General features: G+C 56.9%; 18 protein-coding genes, 2 tRNA genes and 2 pseudogenes. 12 read left to right on the plus strand and 10 right to left on the minus strand.

The genetic code is table 11. The annotated features are described in order from the left end of the window. Window positions 1–47 precede the first annotated feature (47 nt). The 3 genes from CFter6_RS13835 to cysS are packed head-to-tail and all read right to left on the minus strand — an operon-like array spanning window position 48 to window position 3153. Window positions 48–1022, minus strand: coding sequence for an acetyl-CoA carboxylase carboxyltransferase subunit alpha (locus CFter6_RS13835; RefSeq protein WP_014006318.1), 975 nt, complete (start codon window positions 1020–1022; stop codon window positions 48–50). A gap of 39 nt (window positions 1023–1061) precedes the next feature. Continuing rightward, window positions 1062–1727: a DNA-3-methyladenine glycosylase family protein gene (locus CFter6_RS13840; RefSeq protein WP_061540426.1), complete on the minus strand. Its 666-nt coding sequence runs from the start codon at window positions 1725–1727 to the stop codon at window positions 1062–1064. A gap of 4 nt (window positions 1728–1731) precedes the next feature. Beyond that, window positions 1732–3153 carry a cysteine--tRNA ligase gene (gene cysS / locus CFter6_RS13845; RefSeq protein WP_061540427.1) on the minus strand — a complete coding sequence of 474 codons (1422 nt, stop codon included), beginning with the start codon at window positions 3151–3153 and terminating at the stop codon, window positions 1732–1734. 242 nt (window positions 3154–3395) lie between these two features. On the opposite strand from cysS, the gene CFter6_RS13850 reads away from it, so the two are divergent. The 3 genes from CFter6_RS13850 to CFter6_RS13860 are packed head-to-tail and all read left to right on the plus strand — an operon-like array spanning window position 3396 to window position 5326. Continuing rightward, the gene (locus CFter6_RS13850) at window positions 3396–3986 is read left to right on the plus strand and encodes a peptidylprolyl isomerase (protein ID WP_061542372.1); all 591 of its coding nucleotides are present in this window, start codon (window positions 3396–3398) and stop codon (window positions 3984–3986) included. Window positions 3987–4033: 47 nt separating this feature from the next. Further along, the gene (locus tag CFter6_RS13855; protein ID WP_061540428.1) at window positions 4034–4522 is read left to right on the plus strand and encodes a peptidylprolyl isomerase; all 489 of its coding nucleotides are present in this window, start codon (window positions 4034–4036) and stop codon (window positions 4520–4522) included. Between the two features lie 15 nt (window positions 4523–4537). Next, window positions 4538–5326, plus strand: coding sequence for a UDP-2,3-diacylglucosamine diphosphatase (locus CFter6_RS13860; protein WP_061540429.1), 789 nt, complete (start codon window positions 4538–4540; stop codon window positions 5324–5326). Between the two features lie 7 nt (window positions 5327–5333). Here CFter6_RS13860 and CFter6_RS13865 read toward each other — a convergent pair whose 3' ends face one another. Both CFter6_RS13865 and cysE read right to left on the minus strand, forming a co-directional pair. Then, a complete protein-coding gene (locus tag CFter6_RS13865) occupies window positions 5334–6059 on the minus strand; it encodes a YceH family protein (RefSeq protein ID WP_061540430.1) in 726 nt (241 codons plus the stop codon). A 24-nt stretch (window positions 6060–6083) separates the two neighbouring features. Beyond that, window positions 6084–6833 (minus strand): serine O-acetyltransferase, encoded by a 750-nt coding sequence (gene cysE / locus CFter6_RS13870; RefSeq protein ID WP_061540431.1) that lies wholly within the window; start codon window positions 6831–6833, stop codon window positions 6084–6086. Between the two features lie 204 nt (window positions 6834–7037). Between cysE and CFter6_RS13875 the strand changes: the two genes are divergently transcribed. The 6 genes from CFter6_RS13875 (at window position 7038) to CFter6_RS13900 (ending at window position 12348) form a co-directional block, all read left to right on the plus strand. Next, a tRNA-OTHER gene (locus CFter6_RS13875) sits at window positions 7038–7114 on the plus strand. Between the two features lie 18 nt (window positions 7115–7132). Continuing rightward, window positions 7133–8011 (plus strand): LPD16 domain-containing protein, encoded by an 879-nt coding sequence (locus CFter6_RS13880; protein ID WP_150118768.1) that lies wholly within the window; start codon window positions 7133–7135, stop codon window positions 8009–8011. Window positions 8012–8020: 9 nt separating this feature from the next. After that, window positions 8021–9199, plus strand: coding sequence for a cysteine desulfurase family protein (locus tag CFter6_RS13885; RefSeq protein WP_205631395.1), 1179 nt, complete (start codon window positions 8021–8023; stop codon window positions 9197–9199). Then, a complete protein-coding gene (locus CFter6_RS13890) occupies window positions 9192–10169 on the plus strand; it encodes a D-alanine--D-alanine ligase family protein (RefSeq protein WP_082814782.1) in 978 nt (325 codons plus the stop codon). Before CFter6_RS13885 ends, CFter6_RS13890 begins: the two co-directional genes overlap by 8 nt. 8 nt (window positions 10170–10177) lie before the next feature. Further along, window positions 10178–11167 (plus strand): DMT family transporter, encoded by a 990-nt coding sequence (locus CFter6_RS13895; RefSeq protein WP_061540433.1) that lies wholly within the window; start codon window positions 10178–10180, stop codon window positions 11165–11167. 2 nt (window positions 11168–11169) lie between these two features. Next, a complete protein-coding gene (locus CFter6_RS13900; protein ID WP_061540434.1) occupies window positions 11170–12348 on the plus strand; it encodes a PLP-dependent transferase in 1179 nt (392 codons plus the stop codon). A gap of 85 nt (window positions 12349–12433) precedes the next feature. On the opposite strand, the gene rlmB is transcribed toward CFter6_RS13900, so the two are convergent. Both rlmB and rnr read right to left on the minus strand, forming a co-directional pair. Beyond that, on the minus strand, window positions 12434–13177 hold the full coding sequence (rlmB, locus tag CFter6_RS13905) for a 23S rRNA (guanosine(2251)-2'-O)-methyltransferase RlmB (protein ID WP_061540435.1): 744 nt from the start codon (window positions 13175–13177) through the stop codon (window positions 12434–12436). A gap of 11 nt (window positions 13178–13188) precedes the next feature. After that, window positions 13189–15651 carry a ribonuclease R gene (gene rnr, locus CFter6_RS13910; RefSeq protein ID WP_061540436.1) on the minus strand — a complete coding sequence of 821 codons (2463 nt, stop codon included), beginning with the start codon at window positions 15649–15651 and terminating at the stop codon, window positions 13189–13191. A gap of 145 nt (window positions 15652–15796) precedes the next feature. Here rnr and CFter6_RS13915 point away from each other — a divergent pair. After that, a tRNA-Leu gene (locus CFter6_RS13915) sits at window positions 15797–15881 on the plus strand. 261 nt (window positions 15882–16142) lie between these two features. Here CFter6_RS13915 and CFter6_RS13920 read toward each other — a convergent pair. Both CFter6_RS13920 and CFter6_RS26030 read right to left on the minus strand, forming a co-directional pair. Further along, window positions 16143–16598, minus strand: a pseudogene (locus tag CFter6_RS13920) (lytic polysaccharide monooxygenase); the annotation flags it as partial. Between the two features lie 15 nt (window positions 16599–16613). After that, the gene (locus tag CFter6_RS26030) at window positions 16614–16778 is read right to left on the minus strand and encodes a hypothetical protein (protein ID WP_167351394.1); all 165 of its coding nucleotides are present in this window, start codon (window positions 16776–16778) and stop codon (window positions 16614–16616) included. Between the two features lie 218 nt (window positions 16779–16996). On the opposite strand from CFter6_RS26030, the gene CFter6_RS13925 reads away from it, so the two are divergent. Beyond that, window positions 16997–18289, plus strand: a complete 1293-nt coding sequence (locus tag CFter6_RS13925; protein ID WP_061542374.1) for an MASE1 domain-containing protein — start codon at window positions 16997–16999, stop codon at window positions 18287–18289. Then, window positions 18286–19086: an alpha/beta hydrolase gene (locus tag CFter6_RS13930; RefSeq protein WP_061540438.1), complete on the plus strand. Its 801-nt coding sequence runs from the start codon at window positions 18286–18288 to the stop codon at window positions 19084–19086. Before CFter6_RS13925 ends, CFter6_RS13930 begins: the two co-directional genes overlap by 4 nt. Before the next feature lie 22 nt (window positions 19087–19108). Here CFter6_RS13930 and CFter6_RS13935 read toward each other — a convergent pair. Further along, window positions 19109–21435: pseudogene (locus tag CFter6_RS13935) on the minus strand (patatin-like phospholipase family protein). Between the last annotated feature and the right edge of the window lie 94 nt (window positions 21436–21529).

Genomic DNA, 21529 nt, shown 5'->3' on the forward strand with positions numbered 1-21529 from the left:
GTTTTCTAAGTACGCACTGATACTTGTGATAGATGAATTCGACACGCCTATTCTGCTGCCAGCACTTCCTTGAATTTACCGTAGCTCATCAGTTTTTCATGGCGTGCATTCAGCAGGTCCTTGGTCTTGACGCCCTGGAACTGGCGCAGCGTATCGGCCAGCGCGCGCTTGAGCAAGGAAGCCATTTGCTTCGGATCGCGATGGGCGCCGCCCAGCGGTTCGCTGACGATCTTGTCGATCAGGCCGACGGCTTTCAGGCGATGCGCGGTCAGGCCCAGTGCATCGGCAGCATCGGCTGCGCGCTCGGCGGTTTTCCACAGGATCGACGCACAACCTTCCGGCGAGATCACCGAATAAGTCGCGTACTGCAGCATCAGGACCGCGTCGCCGACCGCAATCGCCAGCGCGCCGCCGGAGCCGCCTTCACCGATGATGGTAGCAATCAGCGGCACTTTCAGCTCGGCCATCGCGTACAGGTTGTGGCCGATGGCTTCCGACTGGCCGCGCTCTTCGGCATCGATGCCGGGGAAAGCGCCAGGCGTATCGACAAAGGTAAAAATCGGCAGGCCGAATTTTTCCGCGACTTTCATCAGGCGCAAAGCCTTGCGATAACCTTCCGGCTTGGGCATGCCGAAATTGCGCAAGGCGCGTTCCTTGGTGTCGCGCCCCTTTTGGTGGCCGATCACCATGCAAGCCTGGCCGTTGAAACGCGCCAGGCCGCCGACGATCGACTGGTCGTCGGCATAAGTGCGGTCGCCGTGCAACTCATGGAAATCGGTGAAGATTTCATTCACGTAGTCCATGGTGTAAGGACGCTGCGGATGCCGTGAGATCTGGGAAACTTGCCAAGGAGTTAACTTTGCGTAGATATCCTTGGTCAATTGCTGGCTTTTTTTCGACAGGCGATCGATTTCTTCCGAAATGTCCACCGCCGAATCGTCCTGGACGAAACGCAGCTCTTCGATCTTGGCATCTAACTCGGCGATCGGTTGCTCGAAGCCGAGGAATGTTGTTTTACTCATATTATTCCCTTGTTTAAACCATCATTACCGAATAAGTTACTATTCAGCAATGACTTGATATTCTGCAGACGTCGCATCCAGGCTACGCCATAGATACCAGGTCGCCACTGTACGCCATGGCTCCCAATTGGCCGACACTTCGCGCGCATCGCTGCGCGAAACCGGCTCTCCTGAAAAATAATTGACACTAATGCCTTTAAGCAATCCTAAATCATCCAAAGGCAAAATATTTGGCCGGAGCAAATTAAATATCAAAAACATCTCCGCTGTCCAGCGTCCGATGCCGCGAATCTGCGTCAGGTCCGCGATGACATCCTCATCGTCCATCTCCATCCACTGCTCGGCATTGACGCGTTTTGCCTTGAAATGGTCAGCCAGGTCGAGAATATAGTCCGCTTTACGCTTAGACAAGCCGCAAGCAGCAAGTTGCTCCGGGCCCGCTTTCAATACCTGGGCCGGAGTCGTCTTGGGACAGACTAACAGAAATTTTTGCCATGCAGATTCCGCCGCCTTGACCGAAACCTGCTGGCCGACCACCGAACGCGCCAGCGTGGTAAACGCTTCGCCGCGGCCAACCAGGTGCAGGTCACCGAATTGCGGGATCAGTTTACGCATGATACGGTCACGCTTCATCAACTCGGCCTTGGCGTCTTCCCAATACGAAGGCACAAAGAACCTGGAGTCGACAGCTATCGCTTTTTGCATACGTTTAGGCCCTTCGCCATTCGGTTTGACCGCCGGGCTTATCTTCCAGCAAGATGCCTTCGGCCAGCAGTTCCTTGCGAATCAGGTCTGCGGCAGAAAAATCCTTGGCTATTTTTGCCGCTTGACGAGCTTGAATTTTGAGTAGGATATCTTGCTCTGACAAAGCCGCTTGCGCAATGCCATTTCCGACAACTTCGCTGCCGCCGAGTGCGCGGCCTTTCAGAAAATCTTCAGGAACACGCTGCAGGAAACCCAGCACCCCGGCCAAACCTTTCAACTGGCGCGCCGCTGCCTGCGAACGATTCTTGTTGACCTCGTTGGCCAGGTCGAACAAGGCGGAGATCGCCATCGGCGTATTAAAATCGTCGTCCATCGCTTGCGCCACACGCGCAGCATGGGCTTCGCTCCAGTCCAGCGGCAGCCCGTCGGCCTGCACTTCTTTCAGTGCGGTGTACAAGCGGGTCAGCGCATGCTTGGCGTCGTCCAGGTTGCTGTCGGCATAATTCAGCGGGCTGCGATAATGCGCGCGCAGGATAAAGAAACGCACCACTTCCGCATCGTATTTTTTCAGGACATCGCGGATCGTGAAAAAATTTCCCAAGGACTTGGACATCTTCTCGTCGTCGATGCGCACAAAGCCGTTATGCATCCAGTAATTGACAAACTGGTGGCCGTGCGCGCCTTCCGACTGGGCGATTTCGTTTTCGTGATGGGGGAACTGCAGGTCCTGGCCGCCGCCGTGGATGTCGAACTGCTCGCCCAGCAATTGCTCGGCCATGGCGGAGCATTCGATATGCCAGCCCGGACGGCCCTGGCCCCAGCGCGAAGTCCATTTGACTTCTTCCGGCTCGCTTTCCTTGGCCGCTTTCCATAGAACGAAATCGAGCGGATCGCGCTTGCCCAGATTGACGTCGACCCGCTCGCCGGCGCGCAGGTCGTCGAGCGACTTGCCCGACAATTTGCCGTAACCGGCAAAATCGCGCACGGAATAATTGACGTCGCCGTCGCTGCCCTGGTATGCCAGGCCTTTATGTTCGAGCTTTTCGATCAAGGCCAGCATCTGCGGCACGAACGCCGTCGCACGCGGCTCATGATCCGGCTTTTGCACGCCGAGCGCGGCCGCATCCTCGTCCATGGCCTGGATGAAGCGGCCGGTCAGCTGCGAGATGGTCTCGCCGTTTTCCACGGCGCGCTTGATGATCTTGTCGTCGATGTCGGTAATGTTGCGCACGTAAGTGACGTCCAGGCCCGACTGGCGCAGCCAGCGCTGCACCATGTCGAACACCACCATCACCCGTCCGTGACCAAGATGGCAATAGTCGTAAACCGTCATGCCGCACACATACATGCGGACCTTGCCTGGCTCGATTGGAGAAAACGGCTGCTTCTCACGCGCCAGCGTGTTATATATTTTCAGGTCGCTCATGGGAAATTACTGCCTACCGACAGAAATAGGGCACAGAAATAAGGTACGGAAATAAAGCACAAAAATATTGCACGCCGTTTTACCCATTCGCGCACTTGCGGTGCGGACATCAGTACAACTGAATCGCCAAAACTCTTTTGCAGTGCTTAGTTTGATAAAATGTTGCTTTTCGCCGCAGTATATCATTACTGAAAAGCGAAAATACACCACAAAGCGATACCATTCACATGAAGGATTTTTTTATGCCAGCATCTCCTAGCCTGTCCCGCCGCACGTTCACCCTGGCGTTAACCTCGGCGCTAACAGCTGCCTGTTTGCTGGGCAACCCTTCATTTGCCAGCGCTGCCGACAAGCCGCATGTTCTGTTGAAGACCAATATGGGCGACATCGTCATCGAACTGAACCCGGAAAAAGCGCCGAAGACAGTCAAGAATTTCCTGGGCTATGTAAACAGCGGCCACTATAACGGCACCATCTTCCATCGCGTCATCGAGAATTTCATGATCCAGGGCGGCGGCATGACCAAGGACATGGTAGAGAAGCCGGCGCCGAACAAGGTGGAGAACGAAGCCAAGAACGGCCTCAAGAACGTGCCTTACAGCGTCGCCATGGCGCGCACCGCGGACCCGCAATCGGCCGGCGCGCAATTCTTCATCAATACCACCAACAACGAATTCCTCAACTATCCGGGCCGCGACGGCTGGGGTTACGCGGTATTCGGCCAGGTCATCAAGGGCATGGATGTGGTCGACAAGATCAAGAAAGTAAAGACCGCTTACCAGGACGTGCCGACCAAGCCGGTGATCATCGAATCGGCTACAGTAACCAAATAAATCCCGTTTTTGTCCTTCCAATTTTCAACCATCTGATAGGAAACACCATGGCAGTCCTCCTCACTACCAACTACGGCACGATCAAGATCGAACTCGAAGCTGAAAAAGCGCCAAAGAGCGTGGAAAATTTCCTGGCCTACGTCAACGCCGGCCACTACAACGGCACGATTTTCCACCGCGTGATCCCTGGCTTCATGGTGCAAGGCGGCGGTTTTGAGCCTGGCATGAAACAAAAGCCGACCAACGATCCGGTCGAAAACGAAGCCAAGAACGGCCTCAAGAACAAGCCTTACACACTGGCAATGGCCCGTACTTCGGCGCCGCATTCGGCTTCCGCGCAGTTCTTCATCAACGTCAAGGACAACAGTTTCCTCGACTATCCAGGCCAGGATGGCTGGGGTTATTGCGTATTCGGCACGGTGGTCGAAGGCACCGAAATTGTCGACGCCATCGAAAAAGTCAAGACCGGCCGTTCCGGCATGTTTGCCGATGTACCGGTAGATGACGTCGTCATCGAAAAAGCTGAAGTCGTTTAATCCAGACTCCTTCTCATGACAGCCTCAGTCTCGAACCAGCATGGCGCAGCTGTTGCGCTATTCATCTCCGACCTGCATTTGCAGGCAGCGCACCCGCGCACCACCCAAGCCTTCCTCGATTTCCTGCAGGAACAGGCAAAGCGGGCGCAGCAACTGTATCTGCTGGGAGACTTGTTCGAGTACTGGGCTGGCGACGATGACCTGGAAACGCCGTACAACCGCGAAATTGCCGAAGCGATCCGGCAAGTCAGCGATAGCGGCGTGCAGGTTTTCTGGATCGCCGGCAATCGCGATTTCCTGGTTGGCGACGACTTCGCGCAAGCGGCCGGCCTGACCATGCTGCCCGATCCTTCAGTGATCACGGTAGGCAACCGCCGCCTGGCGATCGCCCATGGCGACGCGCAATGCACCGACGACCTGGCCTACATGGAATTTCGCGCGCAAGTGCGGCAACCGCAGTGGCAGGCGCAATTCCTTGCACTGCCGCTGGCGCAGCGCAAGGCGATCATCGCCGGCGTACGCAAGGAAAGCCAGGAAGAACAGCGCCACAAAACGATGGAAATCATGGATGTCAATCCGGCAGCGATCGATGCCTTGTTCGACAGCACCGCCACCGCCACCTTGATCCACGGCCATACGCACCGGCCGGCGCGCCACCTCTCAGGTGCAGACGAGACTGCCCGCACCCGCTACGTATTGCCGGACTGGGAGTATGACGTCAAGGCGCAGCGAGGCGGCTGGATTGCGATTGATGCGGACGGCGTGATCCGGCGTTTTGGCTACGACGGCCGGCCTCTAGTGTAGTAGCCGATTAATCGAACTGCCGCTTGAATTCGGCAAACTGCGCCGATAAATCATCCATTTGCCGCCGCAAGCCGGCAACTTCTTCTTCAAGCTGGGCGATCCGGTCCTGGCTGCCGCTTTTCACTACCGATGCACTGCCCGACATCGCATCCGCGATCGCCTGCTGCTCCAGTATTTCCTCGCCAGCCAGCAGATGTGCATAGCGCGATTCCTTGGTGCCCGGCGCTTTCGCCAGGCGCGCCACCAGCGGCGGATATTTGTCGGCCAGGAATTGCAGAGCCGTTTCGGCTTCGCCCACCGAGGCAAATTCATGCAGCCTGCCGCTGCGGCTGCGCAGTTCGCCCGCGGTCTGGATCCCGCGCAGCATCAAGGTCGTCAGCACCGCCAGCTTGTCTTGCTCCAGCAGCCATTTGACGCGCATCCGGTGTTCGTACTTGGCAACCCGGGCGCCGGCCTGGTTTACTTCGACCACCAGCTTGCGCTGCATCAGGCGCTGCAGGACGTCGAGCACGGTCGATTCAGCGATAGCCATCACCGGATCGCGGCTGGAAAGCTGGTTGCAGCCGTTGGTCAGGGTATTCAGGGACAAGGGATAGTTATCCGGCGTCAACGCTTCCTTTTCGGCCAGGACCGCCAGCACGCGAATTTCAAACTGGTCCAGGAATGCATCGGCATTGCCGGAACCGGCCGCCGCTTCGTCGCCGGCCGGGGTGCTGCTCACTTCTTCATTCATTGTTTGCTCTCCTGGCAGACCGTCCTATTCAACCAGCTTATTGAGCTGGTCCGGGTCAAATTTCTCTAGCTCGGGCAAGCCCTCGCAGGCGATGCCGGATTTCTTCAGCAAGGCGATGATGCGTTCTATCTGGTGTTCCTGCGCGGCGGCGTTGTCGATCAAGCCATGCAAGGCCTTGGACAAGGGATCGTCGCCGTTGGGGGTGACGCCGTAAGCGGCAAACATGCGGGCCGCGGCCTCATCCTTGCTGCTGACGTTTTCCTTGAGGACGATGCGCGCAGGATTGCCCACCGCGGTCGCTCCCGGCGGCACTTCCTTGACCACTACCGCGTTGGAGCCGACCTTGGCGCCCTCGCCGACCGTGAAGCCGCCCAGCACCTTGGCGCCGGCGCCGATGATGGCGCCGCGCGCCAGGGTCGGATGACGCTTGGCGCCCTTGTTCAGCGAAGTGCCGCCGAGGGTAACGCCCTGGTAGATCGTGCAATCGTCGCCGACTTCAGCGGTTTCACCGATCACCACGCCAAAACCGTGGTCGATGAATACCCGCCGGCCTATGGTTGCGCCAGGATGGATTTCAATCCCGGTGAAAGTGCGGGCAACCTGGGAAATGAAACGGCCCGGCCACTTGAAGCCCTTGTTCCAGCAATGATGCGCCCAGCGATGCAAGATGATGGCGTGCAGGCCGGGATAACAAGTCAGCACTTCCCACTGGGTGCGTGCGGCGGGATCACGCGCCATGATGTTGGCAATGTCTTCACGAATGCGGCTGAACATAAGGGTGTCGGATGAATGCGGAGGCGTAATGGTATTCCAAATCGCGCCTGCCGTCTTTGCCACATCCCACCGGCCTTAAGCTTTGCCTGATTTTTGTTGAGTCTCTCGAGTGAAGGCCTCTTACAACATGTCATTTTGACTTGTAATTCCATCTACCGAACATTAGCATAATGTACACAACGTTGTGGTTTCCTTCGTCAGGTCGGGGCTGTAGCTCAGTTGGGAGAGCGCGTTGCCATTGGCAACGAGGTCAAGGGTTCGAGTCCCTTTCAGCTCCTCCATTTGCCATGGAGAATGTAATGCATCAGATCAGAGAAAATGAAAAATTCGTCTTTTCCGAAGAGGAGCTCTTTGACGAATTTCGTGCATCCATGCACGACGATAACTTCGGTGAAGTCATCATCATGGCTGGGCACTTTATGCTGTTCTTTGATACAGCTACAAAGCGACTCGTACCAGGAATTTTCGAGGACGTCGAGAACGAAATTCTCAAAGAACAGGTAAAAGAGCGTGTTGGCATTTTCCCGTCCTACACGTGGGATCTCGGTGTGCGGCTCGGCGAGCACTATCGACTTCAGCACAACAAACCAGCAAAACTGCTTCTGTTGGTAAACGACTGGCAATATGTGCCAGACAGCGGCAAAGCCAGTGATTATCGAAGCATATTCTACGAGACATTCAACGAACTTCCCCCGAACTATTTGTCGCGCCTCAAAGTATCCAGCCAACTTTCCGAAAAAAACATTCTATCGAGCCGACGACATATGCTGGCGTTCCCCGAAACTTGGCTCAGAAATCGCTTTCAGAACGCCGCCACTCGGTTAGTCAAAGCCGGCAAGCTCCAGAAACGTTTTCTCGAGGACAAGCCAGGAAAGTCCGAAATATCATTTCCCGACAAATCCGGTAATCCGCTCCCACTTATCAGCTGCGGCATCACAGGTTGTGCGGGGGAGATCACCGAAATGATATCGGAAGTACACAGAGCGGGCGGACGTTATTTCGTGATTATGGCCCCAGCTGAATGCCACACATCAATTCGCACCGGTATAGAAATTGCCTTGTCGCTTTATGATCTACGAGGCCTAAAAATCCTCGTTGCAGATCCGGGCGGAAGTGGAGAAATAACGAGGGAAGAGATATATGGCAGGGGTGTCAGCCTGGCGTCGTATCAGGTTTAAGGAATGATAATGTCAACCATGAGCAACCGACCAATTATTTATTTCGACGCTGCCGCGACGACTCAGTGCACTGATGCCGTAACAGCAGCATTGGTTGAATTCAGTGACGATAGTTTTGGCAATCCATCTTCGCCTCATAGTATGGGCCGCTCAGCCAAACTGGCGGTCGACCAGGCGACTGCCAGCATTGCATGTCTGCTCGGCTGTTCCTGTGATGAGCTGACACTAACCTCAGGGGCAACTGAAAGCAACAATATCGTGGTGTTAGGCTGCGCTGACCCGGGGAGCCGACAGAACATAGTGATTTGTCCGATCGACCACAAATCCACTCTTGCGGCGGCAAGCGAGATGCAGAGACGTGGTATCGAGCTTCGCCGCATGCGAGTGGACGCAAACGGCCGCATTGATATTAAGCATTTGGCCAGCATTGTAGATGCGAATACTGCTCTCGTTACCATCTCCTATGTAAATTCCGAGATAGGAACAATTCAAGATATTGCCGCAATTAGTGCAATGATAAAAAACAATGGGGCCCTATTCCACGTCGATGCGAGTCAGGCTGCGGGCAAAATTGATATCTCAAGTCCACACGCACGAATTGATTGCATCTCAATCTCGGCGCACAAGATATGCGGCCCAAAGGGGATAGGCTCACTTTATGTCTCGTCAGCTGCTGCATCTCGGCTGCGCCCTCTGACGTTCGGCGGAGGACAATACCGATTGCGAAGCGGCACACTCCCTGTCCCGCTGATCGTTGGCTTCGGCATTGCAGCCGAACGAATCAACAATACTGATTTTGCGCATCAGTGGGAAGCTGCAAACTACCGACGGCAGATAATTCTCGAAGCTCTGCGTAGGCACAATGTCATATATCAACTGAACTCTCCAACAAATAATGCAGTACCACATATTCTAAATTTTTCTTTTCCAAGAGTTCGTTCAGAAACAATCATAAAGGGATTACCGACTGTCTGCATCGCATCTGGTTCGGCTTGCAATTCGAAAAGCATTCTCCCGTCTCATGTCCTCACGGAGGTCGGATACGAGGAAGAACGAGTAAATACTGCCATTCGACTTTCATTCACTGCGGACATGGACATCGAAAAAATTGCCCTTGGCGCAGATATATTCGCTAAAAAAGTGTGCAGCCTACAGAAGCTCATAACCTGGGAGGAAAACAGTGTCTAAAGAATTCATCGCCATCATCACAGGTGGGGACTCGTCGGAACGAGAAATCGCGTTGCAAACTGCGGAATCCGTTGCGCAATCCCTCGAGCAGAAGAATATTAATTATGAGATTTTGGATGTCTCCAGCTATCGCCACTTCATTAACCTTCCGTTAAGCGGTTATACAAGAGTGTTTCTCGCGCTGCATGGTGGTTTCGGAGAAAACGGCATGGCACAAGCCCATCTCAAAGGGCTCGGCATCCCTCATAACGGCCCGTCACCGCAGTCAAGCGCCATCTGCATGGATAAACTATTAACCAAGCATGTCGCCAAGGGGTTGGGGATACGAGTCCCAGATTATCTTTATTTCCCGGACGGTAAGACCGCCTTTTTCGAGACTGCCAAGGAGCGTTTTGGGCGTCGCTTTATTGTCAAACCGAATGGAGAAGGTTGCAGCATCGGCGTTTCGCTGGTTCAAGGCGGTGTGGAGGAGTTCGAAAAAGCAGTGGAGGTAGCCTCATCCTTTGGCCGTGGTTTACTGATTGAGGAATTCATTAGCGGTCAGGAACTGTCGGTCTGTTATTTTTACCATGGCATGCTGCCTACGCTCGCTGTGGGCTACACAACGGATTTTTTCTCTTTCGAAGCAAAATATGAATCTGACGAGACACAATCGTGGTTCATCAATTTAGATGACAACATACGACAGAAAATAGAAAGAGACGGCTCAACTTTCGCAAAGGCACTTGGGCTGGATTATTATCGAGCGGATGTCATCGTCAGCAATGAGCACCCCTACCTCATCGAAGTCAATACCCTTCCAGGGCTAACCTCACACAGTCTTTTCCCCAAAGCATGCAGAGAAACAGGGGTCAATTTTGATGAAATGGTTTTGATGTTGAATAATCTCAAATCTATTTGTGCTGTGCCGGATACAGCAATGCGAGAAGATCTCGCAGCTACTCGACCTAATGAACAGCATTCTGAGTAGCTGAAACCATGAAACTCCAACAAAAAATATTGAATGAGGGTGGTTCGACCAAACGGCCTGAATCCATGTCACTGAAACAGGGTGCGACATTGATGACGGCAGCGGCGCTATTGACGCCGATTCCCGATGCCATAGCAAAAATCCTGGGGGAGAACTATGGTATCCCAGTGATTATTATTGCACTCGCACGCTTCGTATTGCAGATTGCATCCGCACTTCCCCTCCTCCTGGCCTCTGGAGGCTGGTCAGCTCTACGCGTACAAAATCTTCGGCTCAACCTATTACGGGGCGTGCTGTTAGCAGCTGCAAGTATCGCTTTTTTTGTGGCGCTGAAAGCTATGCCACTCGCAGATGCCATCGCCATATTCTTCATCCAACCGATGATAGTAACTATTCTCGCCGTTGTATTTCTCAAGGAAAAACCTGATCTACGGCGCATCACGGCAGTCTTTGCCGGATTCGGCGGGACGCTGTTGGTGATCCAACCGAATTTAGTCATACTCGGCCCGGTAGCAACGCTTCCGCTCACTTGTGCAGTCTTATTTGCAATCTATCTCGTGCTCGGTCGTCATCTCTCAAAATCAGACTCCCCTCTCGTCATGCATTTATATACCGGTCTTGGCGGCACACTTTCTCTAGGGGCGATGCTCGCCATAGGCTCCTTGGGGAACATCATGGAATTTCATACGATCGCGCCAATTGACTATTCCGCCTGGACGCTTCTCGTAGTAATGGGGCTCTTCGCAAGCCTAATCCATCTTATGTATATCCAAGCGTATCGTTTGGCCCCAGCAGGACTTCTAGCACCATTGAGTTATATTGAAATTGTATCGGCGGTAGGGCTTGGCTTTCTGCTGTTCGGGGACTTCCCGGATACATTAAAAGGACTAGGAATAGCAGTCATTATTGGATCTGGCCTCATGCTCGGATGGACGGATCGATCGATTTCCCAAAAAAATTCGGTGACCCGTAGCATCACGTGCTACCGCAAGGAATAGCAATGCGGAAATCAAATTCAACCGTCCTAGCGCAGATCGGCCTTTTCCCCTTGGGAAGCATTAGTTCACCGATAACTCCGGCCATCAACGCCACGACATTTATCGTAAACAATTTTAAGGAATTGCTCCCGATAGATAACGCAAGTTTGATTGCAGGAAGTGATGAAACGTTCGCTGGCCTCTACTATGGCGGAGTCGACACCCCGACTACACGCCATCTGGCTAACCAGGTAGCCAAGATAGAAAGGGGAAGGTTCACGGTGCTGACTCCCTCCGGGCAGAGCGCGATACATTTACTTCTGGCCGCCGCCACAAAATCAGGCGATCACATCCTTGTTTGTGATACCGTCATTTACTCAACTCGATGGCTGTTAGATCAGCATTTCCGAGCGTTAGGTGTCGATGTTGAATATTTTGAACCACAAGATGCTGCCGTGCTTTCGAATCGCCTTCGAACCAATACCAAGGTAGTTTTCTGGGAATCACCCGGTGCATTTACCTTCGAACTGGTGGACGGGAATGCAGTGCTTGAAGCATGCAAGGATCACCCTGCGATCACAGTGATGGACAATACCTGGGCGGCGTCGACCTTTCATCACCCCTTGGAAGCAGGTATCGACGTTGCATTGATTTCACTAACTAAGACCCATGCGGCTAGTGGTGGCGTATCGCTCGGCGCCATCGTCACCAAAGACCGAAATCTATTCCAAAGAACCAAATCGATCGCGGCGCTTCTCGGAAGCCATGTCGGGTCGGATGCATGTGCAAGTGCAATTCAGTCAATGAGCACTTTGGGAGCGCGACTCTCATGCCAGATGGCGACAACAAGCCAGGCAATTAGTGTTTTTACTAGCATGGCGGGAATTAAACGAGTGCTCCATCCCACCCAACCGAATGGAAAAGGCAATTTGTTTGTCCGCGACTATGACGGTTTCAATAGCCTTGTATCTGTTGAATTTGCCTGGTCGCTGGACGAGACCATCCAGCGCCTGGATTGTCTCAAGGTGATCAAAGTGGGCTATGGCTGGGGCGGCACCATCAGCCTTGTAAATCATTTTGATCCATCCGCTTGGCCCTCATCGAAGCGCCTCCCCCTCAGTGGAAATTGCGCTCGTTTTTACTTCGGCCTGGAGGACGCTAACGATATCGAGAGTGATCTTCGGACTGCTTTCGAGTCGTAAATCACCGTCTTGTGAACTACGTGACTACCTAATCAGCGGCCAAAAATGGCTGGTCCGACGCAGCATGAATGCCGCGAAAACAGAATCAACAGCCCTTAACCATGCGCTGGCGGCGGGCTTCGTACAGGCAGACGCCGGATGCCACCGACACGTTCAGGCTCTCGACCGAGCCGAACATCGGCACGTTGACCAGCACATCGCAGGTTTCACGCGTCAGGCGGCGCATGCCTTCGCCTTCGGACCCCATGACCAGGGCTGCCGGACCGGAAAAATCCGCTTCGTACAAACCTTTTTCGCCGTCTTCGCTGGTGCCGATCAGCCAGATTTCACGTTCCTTCAGCTCGCGCAAGGTGCGCGCCAGGTTGGTGACGGTAATGTAAGGCACGGTTTCGGCAGCGCCGCTGGCGACCTTGGCGGCGGTAGCGTTCAAGCCTACCGCGCGGTCTTTCGGAGCAATCACGGCATGGGCGCCGGCGCCGTCGGCCACCCGCAGGCAAGCGCCCAGGTTGTGCGGATCGGTGATGCCGTCCAGCACCAGCAGCAGCGGCGGACCGACGATGGCATCGAGCAGCTCATCCAGGTTGCGCGCCAGCGACAGTTCGCCGGCTTTCGCCACCACGCCCTGGTGGCGGCGGGTGCCGACGATATTCGACAAGCGTGCGTCATCCACCGGGATCACGCGCACGCCAACCGCCTTGGCGGCATTCAACAGTTCCTGCATGCGGCGGTCGACGCGGCCGGCATCCACATAAATCTCTTCCACCGACGATGCTTCATGACGCAAACGCGCGGTGACGGCGTGAAAGCCGAAAATCATTTTACTTTTCATATTCTCAGAATCTATCTTTTACGCTTGCTGGATTTCGTGAAGGCTTTCGGCGCCCGCGTCTTTTCTGCGACGCTGGCGGTCTTGGCCTTCTTGGTCTTGCTTGGAGCAGTGGTCTTGGCAGCAGTCGTAACTCTGCTGCTGCCGGTCTTTTTCGGCGGCGCAGCCTTGCCGCCGGCCTTCGGTTTGGCGCCCCGGCCTTGTTCATTGTCGGCGCGCCGCGCTTCATTCTTGAGTACGGTCTTGATGCCCGGCTCGTTGACCAGGCGCAGGTCTATCTTGCGGGCGTCCAGGTCAACCCGGCTCACCTGCACCGTGACCCGGTCGGTCAGCTGGTAACGGATGCCGGTGCGTTCGCCGCGCAGTTCGTGACGCGCTTCGTCGTACTGGAAATAATCCGCGCCGAGCTCGGTGACGTGCACCAGGCCTTCGATGTACAAGGCGTCGAGCTGGACAAAAATGCCGAACGTGGCGACGCCGGAAATCACGCCGGTGAACTCTTCGCCCAGCTTGTCGCGGATGAAATAGCACTTGAGCCATGCTTCGACATCGCGCGAAGCTTCGTCGGCGCGCCGTTCATTGGCGGAACAATGGACGCCAAGCGCTTCCCATACCGCCAGGCTGCCCTCATTCCTCTTCTTGCCCGCAGCCTTGTCTTCCGCCTGTTTCTTGCGGCCGGCCGGCGACAGCATGGTGTTCAGAGAACTGGTGTCGAAACCCTTTGGTTCATAACGCTTGCCTTGCAGGATCGCCTTGATGGTGCGATGGGTCAGCAAGTCCGGATAGCGCCGGATCGGGCTGGTGAAATGCGCATACGATTCATACGACAAGCCGAAATGGCCGATGTTTTCCGGGCTGTAGACCGCCTGCTGCATGGAGCGCAGCAGCATGGTCTGCAGCAGCAAGGCGTCCGGCCGTGCCTTGATCTTCGGCATCAGGGCGGCATAGTCGGAGGCGGACGGCGTATCGCCGCCGGCCAGCGTCAGGCCGACCTGCTTGAGGAAGGTGCGCAGCACCGCCAGCTTTTCCTTGGTCGGATGGGCATGGATACGGAACAGGCCAGGATGCTTGTGGCGTTCCATCAGGTCGGCGGCGCAGACGTTGGCCGCCAGCATGCACTCTTCAATCACCTTGTGCGCATCGTTGCGGGTGCGCGGCAGGATTTTCTCGATCTTGCCGGCGGCGTTGCAGACGATGTAGGTCTCGGTGGTCTCGAAATCGATGGCGCCGCGCGCCTGGCGTGCTTGCAGCAAGGCGTGGAACACTTCATACAGGTGCAGCAGATGCGGCACCAGGCCGGGACGCTTGGCGGCTTCCGGGCCCTTGGTATTACCCAGGATGGCCGCTACTTCTGTATACGTCAGGCGTGCCGCCGAATGGATCACCGCGGGATAGAACTGGTAAGCCTTGATTTCGCCCTTGGCGCTGATCACTGCATCGCACACCAGGGTCAGGCGATCGACATCCGGATTGAGCGAGCAGAGGCCGTTGGAGAGTTTCTCCGGCAGCATGGGGATCACGCGGCGCGGGAAATACACCGAGGTGCTGCGCTCCAGCGCATCGACATCCAGGGCGTCGTTAGGCTTGACGTAATGGCTGACGTCGGCGATCGCCACGATCAGGCGGTAGCCGTTGGCGCGGCCGATCTTGATCGGTTCGCAATACACGGCGTCGTCGAAGTCGCGCGCGTCTTCGCCGTCAATCGTCACCAGCGGCACGTCGCGCAGGTCGACGCGGTCGCCCAGGTCGGCCGCGCGCACTTCGCCCGGCAACTTGGCGGCCAGTTTCTTGGCAGCTTCGGAAAACTCGTGCGGCACGCCATATTTACGTACGGCAATTTCGATTTCCATGCCCGGATCGTCGATATCACCAAGGATCTCGACAATCTTGCCGACCGGCTGGGTATAACGCGAAGGCTGCTCGGTGAGCTGGACGCTCACTACCTGGCCGGCCTTGGCCTTGCCCGGCGATCCCGCCAGGATGATGTCCTGGCCGATGCGCTTGTCTTCGGGGGCGATCACCCAGACCCCGTTTTCATTCAGCAAACGGCCGATCACATGGGTATTTGCCCGCGACACCACCTCGACGATAGTCCCTTCAGGACGGCCGCGGCGGTCGGTGCCGATGATGCGCGCCTGCACCCGGTCGCCATGCAGCACTTTCTGCATTTCCTTTTCAGGCAGGAAAACGTCGTCGCCGCCCTCGTCCGATATCAGGAAGCCGAAACCGTCGCGGTGACTGCTGACGCGGCCTTCGATAAAACCAGGGGAATTGGTCAGCTTGTAGACGCCACCGCGGTCGGGCTTGATCTGTCCGTCGCGCTCCATGGCATTCAGGCGGCGCGTCAAACCGTCCATTTCATCAGGTTTGACGCTAAGCGCGGTAGCCAGGGCAGCGGCGTCTTGCGGCTCGGCGGAGGTGCGCAAAAGGCCGAGAATTTCCTCCCGGCTGGGGATAGTGTAGGAATATTGGCTCAAAAGGCTATTTTCAACAGGTTGTTATTCATCAATGGTTAGTGTAACGGAGGATTATGACATTCTCCTAACCAAGCAATTTATATCTACATATCGTTATGACTAGGTTGACTTATTCGTACATTAGCTTATAATCTCGCTCTCTCAAGCCCACGTGGCGGAATTGGTAGACGCGCATGGTTCAGGTCCATGTGCCGCAAGGTGTGGGGGTTCGAGTCCCTCCGTGGGCACCATATACCATAGACTAGACCTTCGTATGCAAATACGGGGGTCTAGCTCTCCGCAAAATTCCCAGTACTTTACCGAGCTGATCCGGAGTACATGGTGGATATCAGCATTCGCCGGGCATCGCGGCGCGCCATGCGCGCAAACACGATGCATATTATCAGCAAATTGCATTAATCCAGGCACAGCAAGTCTCGAGCGGTTATCGGCTCGCCATGACTGCATCCAATCCGAATCCGGTGGAAACGGGCGGCAATGCCGCCCCCGTTCTATTGAAATGGATTGATCATCACTTTCTGCGGGTTGACTGCGGCTGCAGCCGGGAGCTCGGCATCGATTACCTGATAGAAGGCATTGCCGGTATCGGCGATATTCCAGGTGCTCAAGATCACATGGTAGCCGCTGCGGCCAGCCGGAATGGTGCAGCTATGCTTCACATGGGTATTGCTGACCGGCGCAAAACCGCCTTTGATGACGCAGAACGGCTGCAAGTCGAACGAGGCGCGGCTCAGTTTCTGGTTCGGATTCCAGCCTTGCCTGGTGATGTAATAGCGCCAGTCCTGCGTCATGTGGCCGGCGGTAAAGTACCAGGTGAAATCGTTCTGCCCGGCTTTCAAGACCACCCTTTTCCATCGCCCCGTGGTCTGGGTATTCAACTCCGCAAACTGCGCCAGCCCGGCGGCTGCAATCGTGCCGTCGGCCGGCCCCGCAGCCGGGAACCCCTTCGGCCCCTCGACGCTTTACGGTTCATATTGCACCGCCCCGCACGCAGTATTTTCCTGCGTCTTGCACATGAACGCGCGCGATTTGGGCGCATCGATGTAGCCGTGCGCCTGCGCCAGCAGCGGCGCCGCCAGCGCCAGCAACAAGGTGAGCCTGGACGGACAAGACCATGCTTTTTTCATTGGACCTCCGGAAAAGTGAGAATTTGAATACACGGAACGGCTGCCAGCCGACCAATTCTCTGGCCAAGCCCGGCCGCCGCGTAACTGTCAACGTTGACAGTCGCATGGCCGGCATTTCCCATAGCCAAATTCTTTCCAGATTCACCATATAATGAGCGACATCTTGCCCGTTGCATTTTTCAGGCCGCAAGAACATCAACGCCATAAGGACATCCACCGTGAAACTGACCAACCAAACTGTCATAGCATTGCTGTGGGGCTTGCTCTACCTGGTCACCGGCTACATGTCGCACCAGCTCAACGGCCCGATTGCGACCACCGGCTATATCTGGCTGCCGGCCGGGGTCACCGTCGCCGCATTCATGCTGACCAGGACCGCGCGCTGGCTGCCTTTGGTGATCGGCTTCGTCCTGGCGCAGCTGCTGCTGGGTGTTATCGAAGAACGCAACCTGCTGCGCGTGGCGCTGTTCGCCCTGGATGAAATCGGCATCGCCGCGATCGTGGTGGCGCTGGTGCGCAAGGCGCAGCTGCCGATGGAAGGTTTGTATTTCGTGCGCGGCCTGCTGATCGCCGGCGTCGCCTGCAGCGCGGCCAGCGCCGCCATCGGCGCCGCCTGGTTCACGCTGGTGCAGCACGTGCCGTTCTGGCCGACGGCACGCATCTGGGCTGCATCCGACCTGGTCGGCATCCTGATCGTCACGCCGGTGCTGGCCGGCTGGTCGCGTTTCCACGCCATGCGCTCGGGCGGCATGGACCGCAGCGACTTCCTGCTGGGCCTGGCGGCGTTCCTGGCCCTGGGCGTGACCGCTTTTGTGATTTTCGACGGCAACAGCATCAGCAAGTTTTCGGCCGGCGTCAATTTTGCGCTGACCTACATACCGCTGTTTTTCGCCGCTGTGGTTACCTTGCTGTGGGGCGGCCGCGGCGGTTCGCTGGCGGTTGCCATGCTAGCCTTTTTCGCCCTGCTCAACACGGTGCAAGGCGAAGGACCGTTTGCCGCTTTTTCCGACACCTTTTCCAGGCATTCGCTGCTGGAAGCGCAGCTTTACCTTGCCGTAGCCGCCCTGCTCTGCCTGCTGATCAGCGCCCTCAAGACCACCCGCGAGCAATTGCACGAAGACGCCGCGCAATGGAAAAGCGACGTCGAACTGGCGCTGGCCGTCAGCCGGCAGCTGGTCTACAGCATCGACCCGCACAGCAAAAAACTGTGCTGGAACGGCGACCTGCACGGATTGCTGGGCGTAGGCAACACCGCTTTCAGCGAACTCGACCAGGTGCTGGCGCATGTCCATCCCGACGACCGCCAGCAATTGCGCAGCCGCTGGCTGGACGACAGCGACGATGACGCCCGCCCCGATTTCGCTTTCCGCCTGCTGTTGCCGGCCGGAGAAGTCAGCCATGTCAGCGACATGAGCGCAGTGCTGCTGGACGCCGACGAATCGGTCGCCATGGTGGCCGGCGCCTGGCGCCTCAATCTCAAGGAGGATGCGCAGCAACGGAGCCGGATATGAGCAGTCGCACCGGCGCCCTGCTGATTCATGGCCTGGGCGGCACCCAATTCGATCTCGGCTCGATGCACAAAGTGCTGCAGCGCGCCGGCGTGGAAACCCACGCCGTCACCCTGCCCGGCCACGGCGGGCAGCCGGAGGACCTGGTGCCGGTCAGCTACGAAGACTGGCTCGATACGGTCACCGCCAGCTATCGGGAGCTGGCGCCGCAATACGACACTTTCCACGTAATGGGCATGTGCCTGGGTTCGCTGCTGGCGCTGGCGCTGTGCGAACGGGTGCAGCACAGCAAAGGCAAGCTGGTGACGCTGGCGCCGCCGGTGTTCATCGACGGCTGGTCGACGCCCTGGTACCGCCAGCTGCGGCACCTGGTGTATTGCATTCCGGGTGTCGCAAGCAGGATGAAAGTCGAAGAAGACGAACCGTTCGGCATCAAGAACGCCACGGTGCGCGCCATCGTCAAGGCCAAGTTCGCGCGCGGCGACAATTTCCATTATCGCTGGGTGCCGCTGGCATGCATCCGCCAGGTCGACCGCCTGCGCAAGAAGGTACTGGCCGGGGCCCACAGGATTACCTGCCCAACCCTGGTGGTGCATGCGCGCGAGGACGAACTGACCAGCCTGAGATCAGCCGAGTTCCTGCAGGCGACATTGCCCGACGTGCGCGTGGTGGTGTTGGAAAACAGCTACCACATGATTTGCGTCGACAACGACCGCGAACAGGTCACCAACAGCGTGCTGGAATTTTTCGGCTATCCTCCGGCGCCGCCGCGGCGGGTGCGCGGCGCCGACAAAGCCTGACACTCGTCGTGCGGCGGCAATCCTAGAATACCCGTCCCAGTTGCAGGTACAGATTCCAGACGCCGCGCGGCGCGATCGCCGCGCCGAAATACAGGGGGCCCATGAAACTGCTGCCGCCCAAAAATACGCTCACGCTTTTCTTGTATGGTCCGGTGCCGAAGCCATCGCGGGTCGACCATACATCGCCTACTTCCAGGCTGCTGCCCAGCACTGTATTGCGCAGCCCAGGCAAGTCGAGCTCCGGCATGTCGCGCAGATACGTCAGGCGGCTATATAACAGATAGTTGCCAGTAAACTGGTCCGGAGCGTAAGCCGACAAATGCTGAAATCCACCTAAAGAAAATCCTAGTCCGCCATTGCCGCTGGCATCGTTCGATTCGTTGCCATAAGTACCTGCCGCTTCTAGCGCCAGGTTAAGCGTATTGCGGCCGCGGCTGACCGCCCACAGCGCCTTGCCCTGGGCATCGCTATAACTGTTCGCGGCGCCGCCAAGGCCGATATTGCTGACCGCGGACAGGTAATATCCTTTGCGCGGGAATAGCGGATCGTCGAGTTGATCGATGGTGAGCTGAGCACGGATCACCGGCTGGTTCACCCGGAATTTATCGAAAATGGTGTCGACGCCGAGCAGATGCGCAAAGTCGTCCGGCAAGTTATAAGCAGGGGCTGCTGTCAGCCATTGATAATTCACGCCGGCGCGAAACTCCCCCAGCCGTCCGATCGGGATGCCGAGGTCGACGCCGACCCTGGTGGTATCGACCCGGTACGCAGTCACCGGCACGGTTTTTGAGGTTACCCCGCCTTCATCCGCATAAAGGTCGATATGGCGGCGTCCGTATTCGGCATAAGGCGCTACGTACAGGCCCACGGTATTCCATATCGGCTGCCGCAGTTCGGTATGCAAGCTCGCCTGTTTGCCTCCCAGCACGACATCGTTGCGCCACTCCAGGCCACTCTCGGTCAGCCACGGCAAACGATGGCCGATCTGCAGGTTGAAATCGCCGCGGCCGTCGAAATTGTTCGACACGCCGAGGCCGAACAGCAGGAAATGCGGGCCCCAGGATTTGTCGTCGGCCTCCACTTTCAGTACATTGCGGCCGTTCTCTGTCACCAGCTCCTGCGTCACGCTTTTGAAGTCGCCGTTGGTCGCCAGCCGCGCCACGTCCTTGTTCAGCGCAACCGGGTTATAGAAATCGCCCTCCTTGACATCCAGCGCCCGGCGCACCACCGCAGCCGGCACCCTGCCGTTGCTGCGGATTTCGATCGCATCGATGTGGGTATCCTGGGCCAGCACCGGACCGCCGCCGCTGCGCGCCGCCAGATATTCCTTCCATTGCTGCGGCGGCAGGGCCAGCGCGGCCAGCTTGGCGCTCTGGCGTTCGGCGGCGTCGTAACCGGCCTTGACACCATCTTTGCCGCGCGAAAAATCGGCAAACGACAGGTCGCCGAGATTAGGCTCGATCAAGACATCCTGCTTCTTTAGCGTATCTATTTCATGCTTGACGTTCTGCTGGATCAGGATGGTCACCATCTGTTGCGCCACAGCGGTCGGCGATTCCAGGGTGGACGGATCTTGCAGGTCGGTGGCGATATTGACCGCGATGATGATGTCGGCGCCCATGCTGCGCGCCAGCGATACCGGCAGATTGCGCACCAGGCCGCCGTCCACCAGGGTGCGGCCATCCAGCTTGAGCGGCGCAAACAGGCCCGGCACCGCCATGCTGGCGCGGATCGCGCGCGGCAGCGAGCCCTGGCTCAGCACTACCTCAGCGCCGCTGCCGAGATCGGTGGCCACGGCGCGGAATGGCGTCGGCAGCTTGTCGAAGGAAATATTCGCCGGCAGCTGCGGAGTCCAGTTCTGCAGCAGCGCCAGCAGGTTATTGCCCTGCACCAGCCCGCCGGCAGCTTCAGCTTGCCGTCGCCGTAACCGGCCGACAGGCCGATAGGATATTGATAATCGTCCTCGCGCTGGGATTGCGGCAGGTCTGCCCGCTCATTGCGGTCAAAGGCGATATCGCTCAGGTTGGTCCCGGTCAGGATGCGGTCCAGCTCATCGACCGACAATCCGCTCGCATACAGGCCGCCGACCACCGCGCCCATGCTGGTGGCGGCTACATAGTCGATCGGAATATGCATTTTTTCCAGCGCCTGCAATACGCCCAGGTGGGCATACCCGCGGGCGCCGCCGCCGGACAGCACCAGGCCGATGCGCGGCCGGACTGGGCTTGTAGCGCTATCGGCGGCGGCCGGCGCCGCCGATGCAGGCCGCACCAGCCCAGACAGCATCCCGGCCAGGCAGACACTGCAAAACAAACGAGAAATGAGGCGATTTCGCTTCGAAAGAGGCATAACTTGCAGAAAAACACCAGATATTGGTGATTGTTAGAGAATGAATGCCAGATTATATTTGAATAAGCCTGCTGTTTCCGCAATACATCTCCTG

It is taken from the genome of Collimonas fungivorans (genome assembly GCF_001584145.1).
Lineage (GTDB): Bacteria > Pseudomonadota > Gammaproteobacteria > Burkholderiales > Burkholderiaceae_D > Collimonas > Collimonas fungivorans.

What these genes read in the sequence shown, in the direction of transcription:
- CFter6_RS13840 (WP_061540426.1), bottom strand. Translation starts at nt 1,727, where the DNA reads ATGCAAAAAGCGATAGCTGTCGACTCCAGGTTCTTTGTGCCTTCGTAT.
- CFter6_RS26030 (WP_167351394.1), bottom strand. Translation starts at nt 16,778, where the DNA reads ATGAAAAAAGCATGGTCTTGTCCGTCCAGGCTCACCTTGTTGCTGGCG.
- CFter6_RS13895 (WP_061540433.1), top strand. Translation starts at nt 10,178, where the DNA reads ATGAAACTCCAACAAAAAATATTGAATGAGGGTGGTTCGACCAAACGG.
- cysE (WP_061540431.1), bottom strand. Translation starts at nt 6,833, where the DNA reads ATGTTCAGCCGCATTCGTGAAGACATTGCCAACATCATGGCGCGTGAT.
- CFter6_RS13930 (WP_061540438.1), top strand. Translation starts at nt 18,286, where the DNA reads ATGAGCAGTCGCACCGGCGCCCTGCTGATTCATGGCCTGGGCGGCACC.
- CFter6_RS13865 (WP_061540430.1), bottom strand. Translation starts at nt 6,059, where the DNA reads ATGAATGAAGAAGTGAGCAGCACCCCGGCCGGCGACGAAGCGGCGGCC.
- CFter6_RS13860 (WP_061540429.1), top strand. Translation starts at nt 4,538, where the DNA reads ATGACAGCCTCAGTCTCGAACCAGCATGGCGCAGCTGTTGCGCTATTC.
- CFter6_RS13855 (WP_061540428.1), top strand. Translation starts at nt 4,034, where the DNA reads ATGGCAGTCCTCCTCACTACCAACTACGGCACGATCAAGATCGAACTC.
- CFter6_RS13880 (WP_150118768.1), top strand. Translation starts at nt 7,133, where the DNA reads ATGCATCAGATCAGAGAAAATGAAAAATTCGTCTTTTCCGAAGAGGAG.
- cysS (WP_061540427.1), bottom strand. Translation starts at nt 3,153, where the DNA reads ATGAGCGACCTGAAAATATATAACACGCTGGCGCGTGAGAAGCAGCCG.
- CFter6_RS13885 (WP_205631395.1), top strand. Translation starts at nt 8,021, where the DNA reads ATGTCAACCATGAGCAACCGACCAATTATTTATTTCGACGCTGCCGCG.
- CFter6_RS13900 (WP_061540434.1), top strand. Translation starts at nt 11,170, where the DNA reads ATGCGGAAATCAAATTCAACCGTCCTAGCGCAGATCGGCCTTTTCCCC.
- CFter6_RS13850 (WP_061542372.1), top strand. Translation starts at nt 3,396, where the DNA reads ATGCCAGCATCTCCTAGCCTGTCCCGCCGCACGTTCACCCTGGCGTTA.
- rlmB (WP_061540435.1), bottom strand. Translation starts at nt 13,177, where the DNA reads ATGAAAAGTAAAATGATTTTCGGCTTTCACGCCGTCACCGCGCGTTTG.
- CFter6_RS13835 (WP_014006318.1), bottom strand. Translation starts at nt 1,022, where the DNA reads ATGAGTAAAACAACATTCCTCGGCTTCGAGCAACCGATCGCCGAGTTA.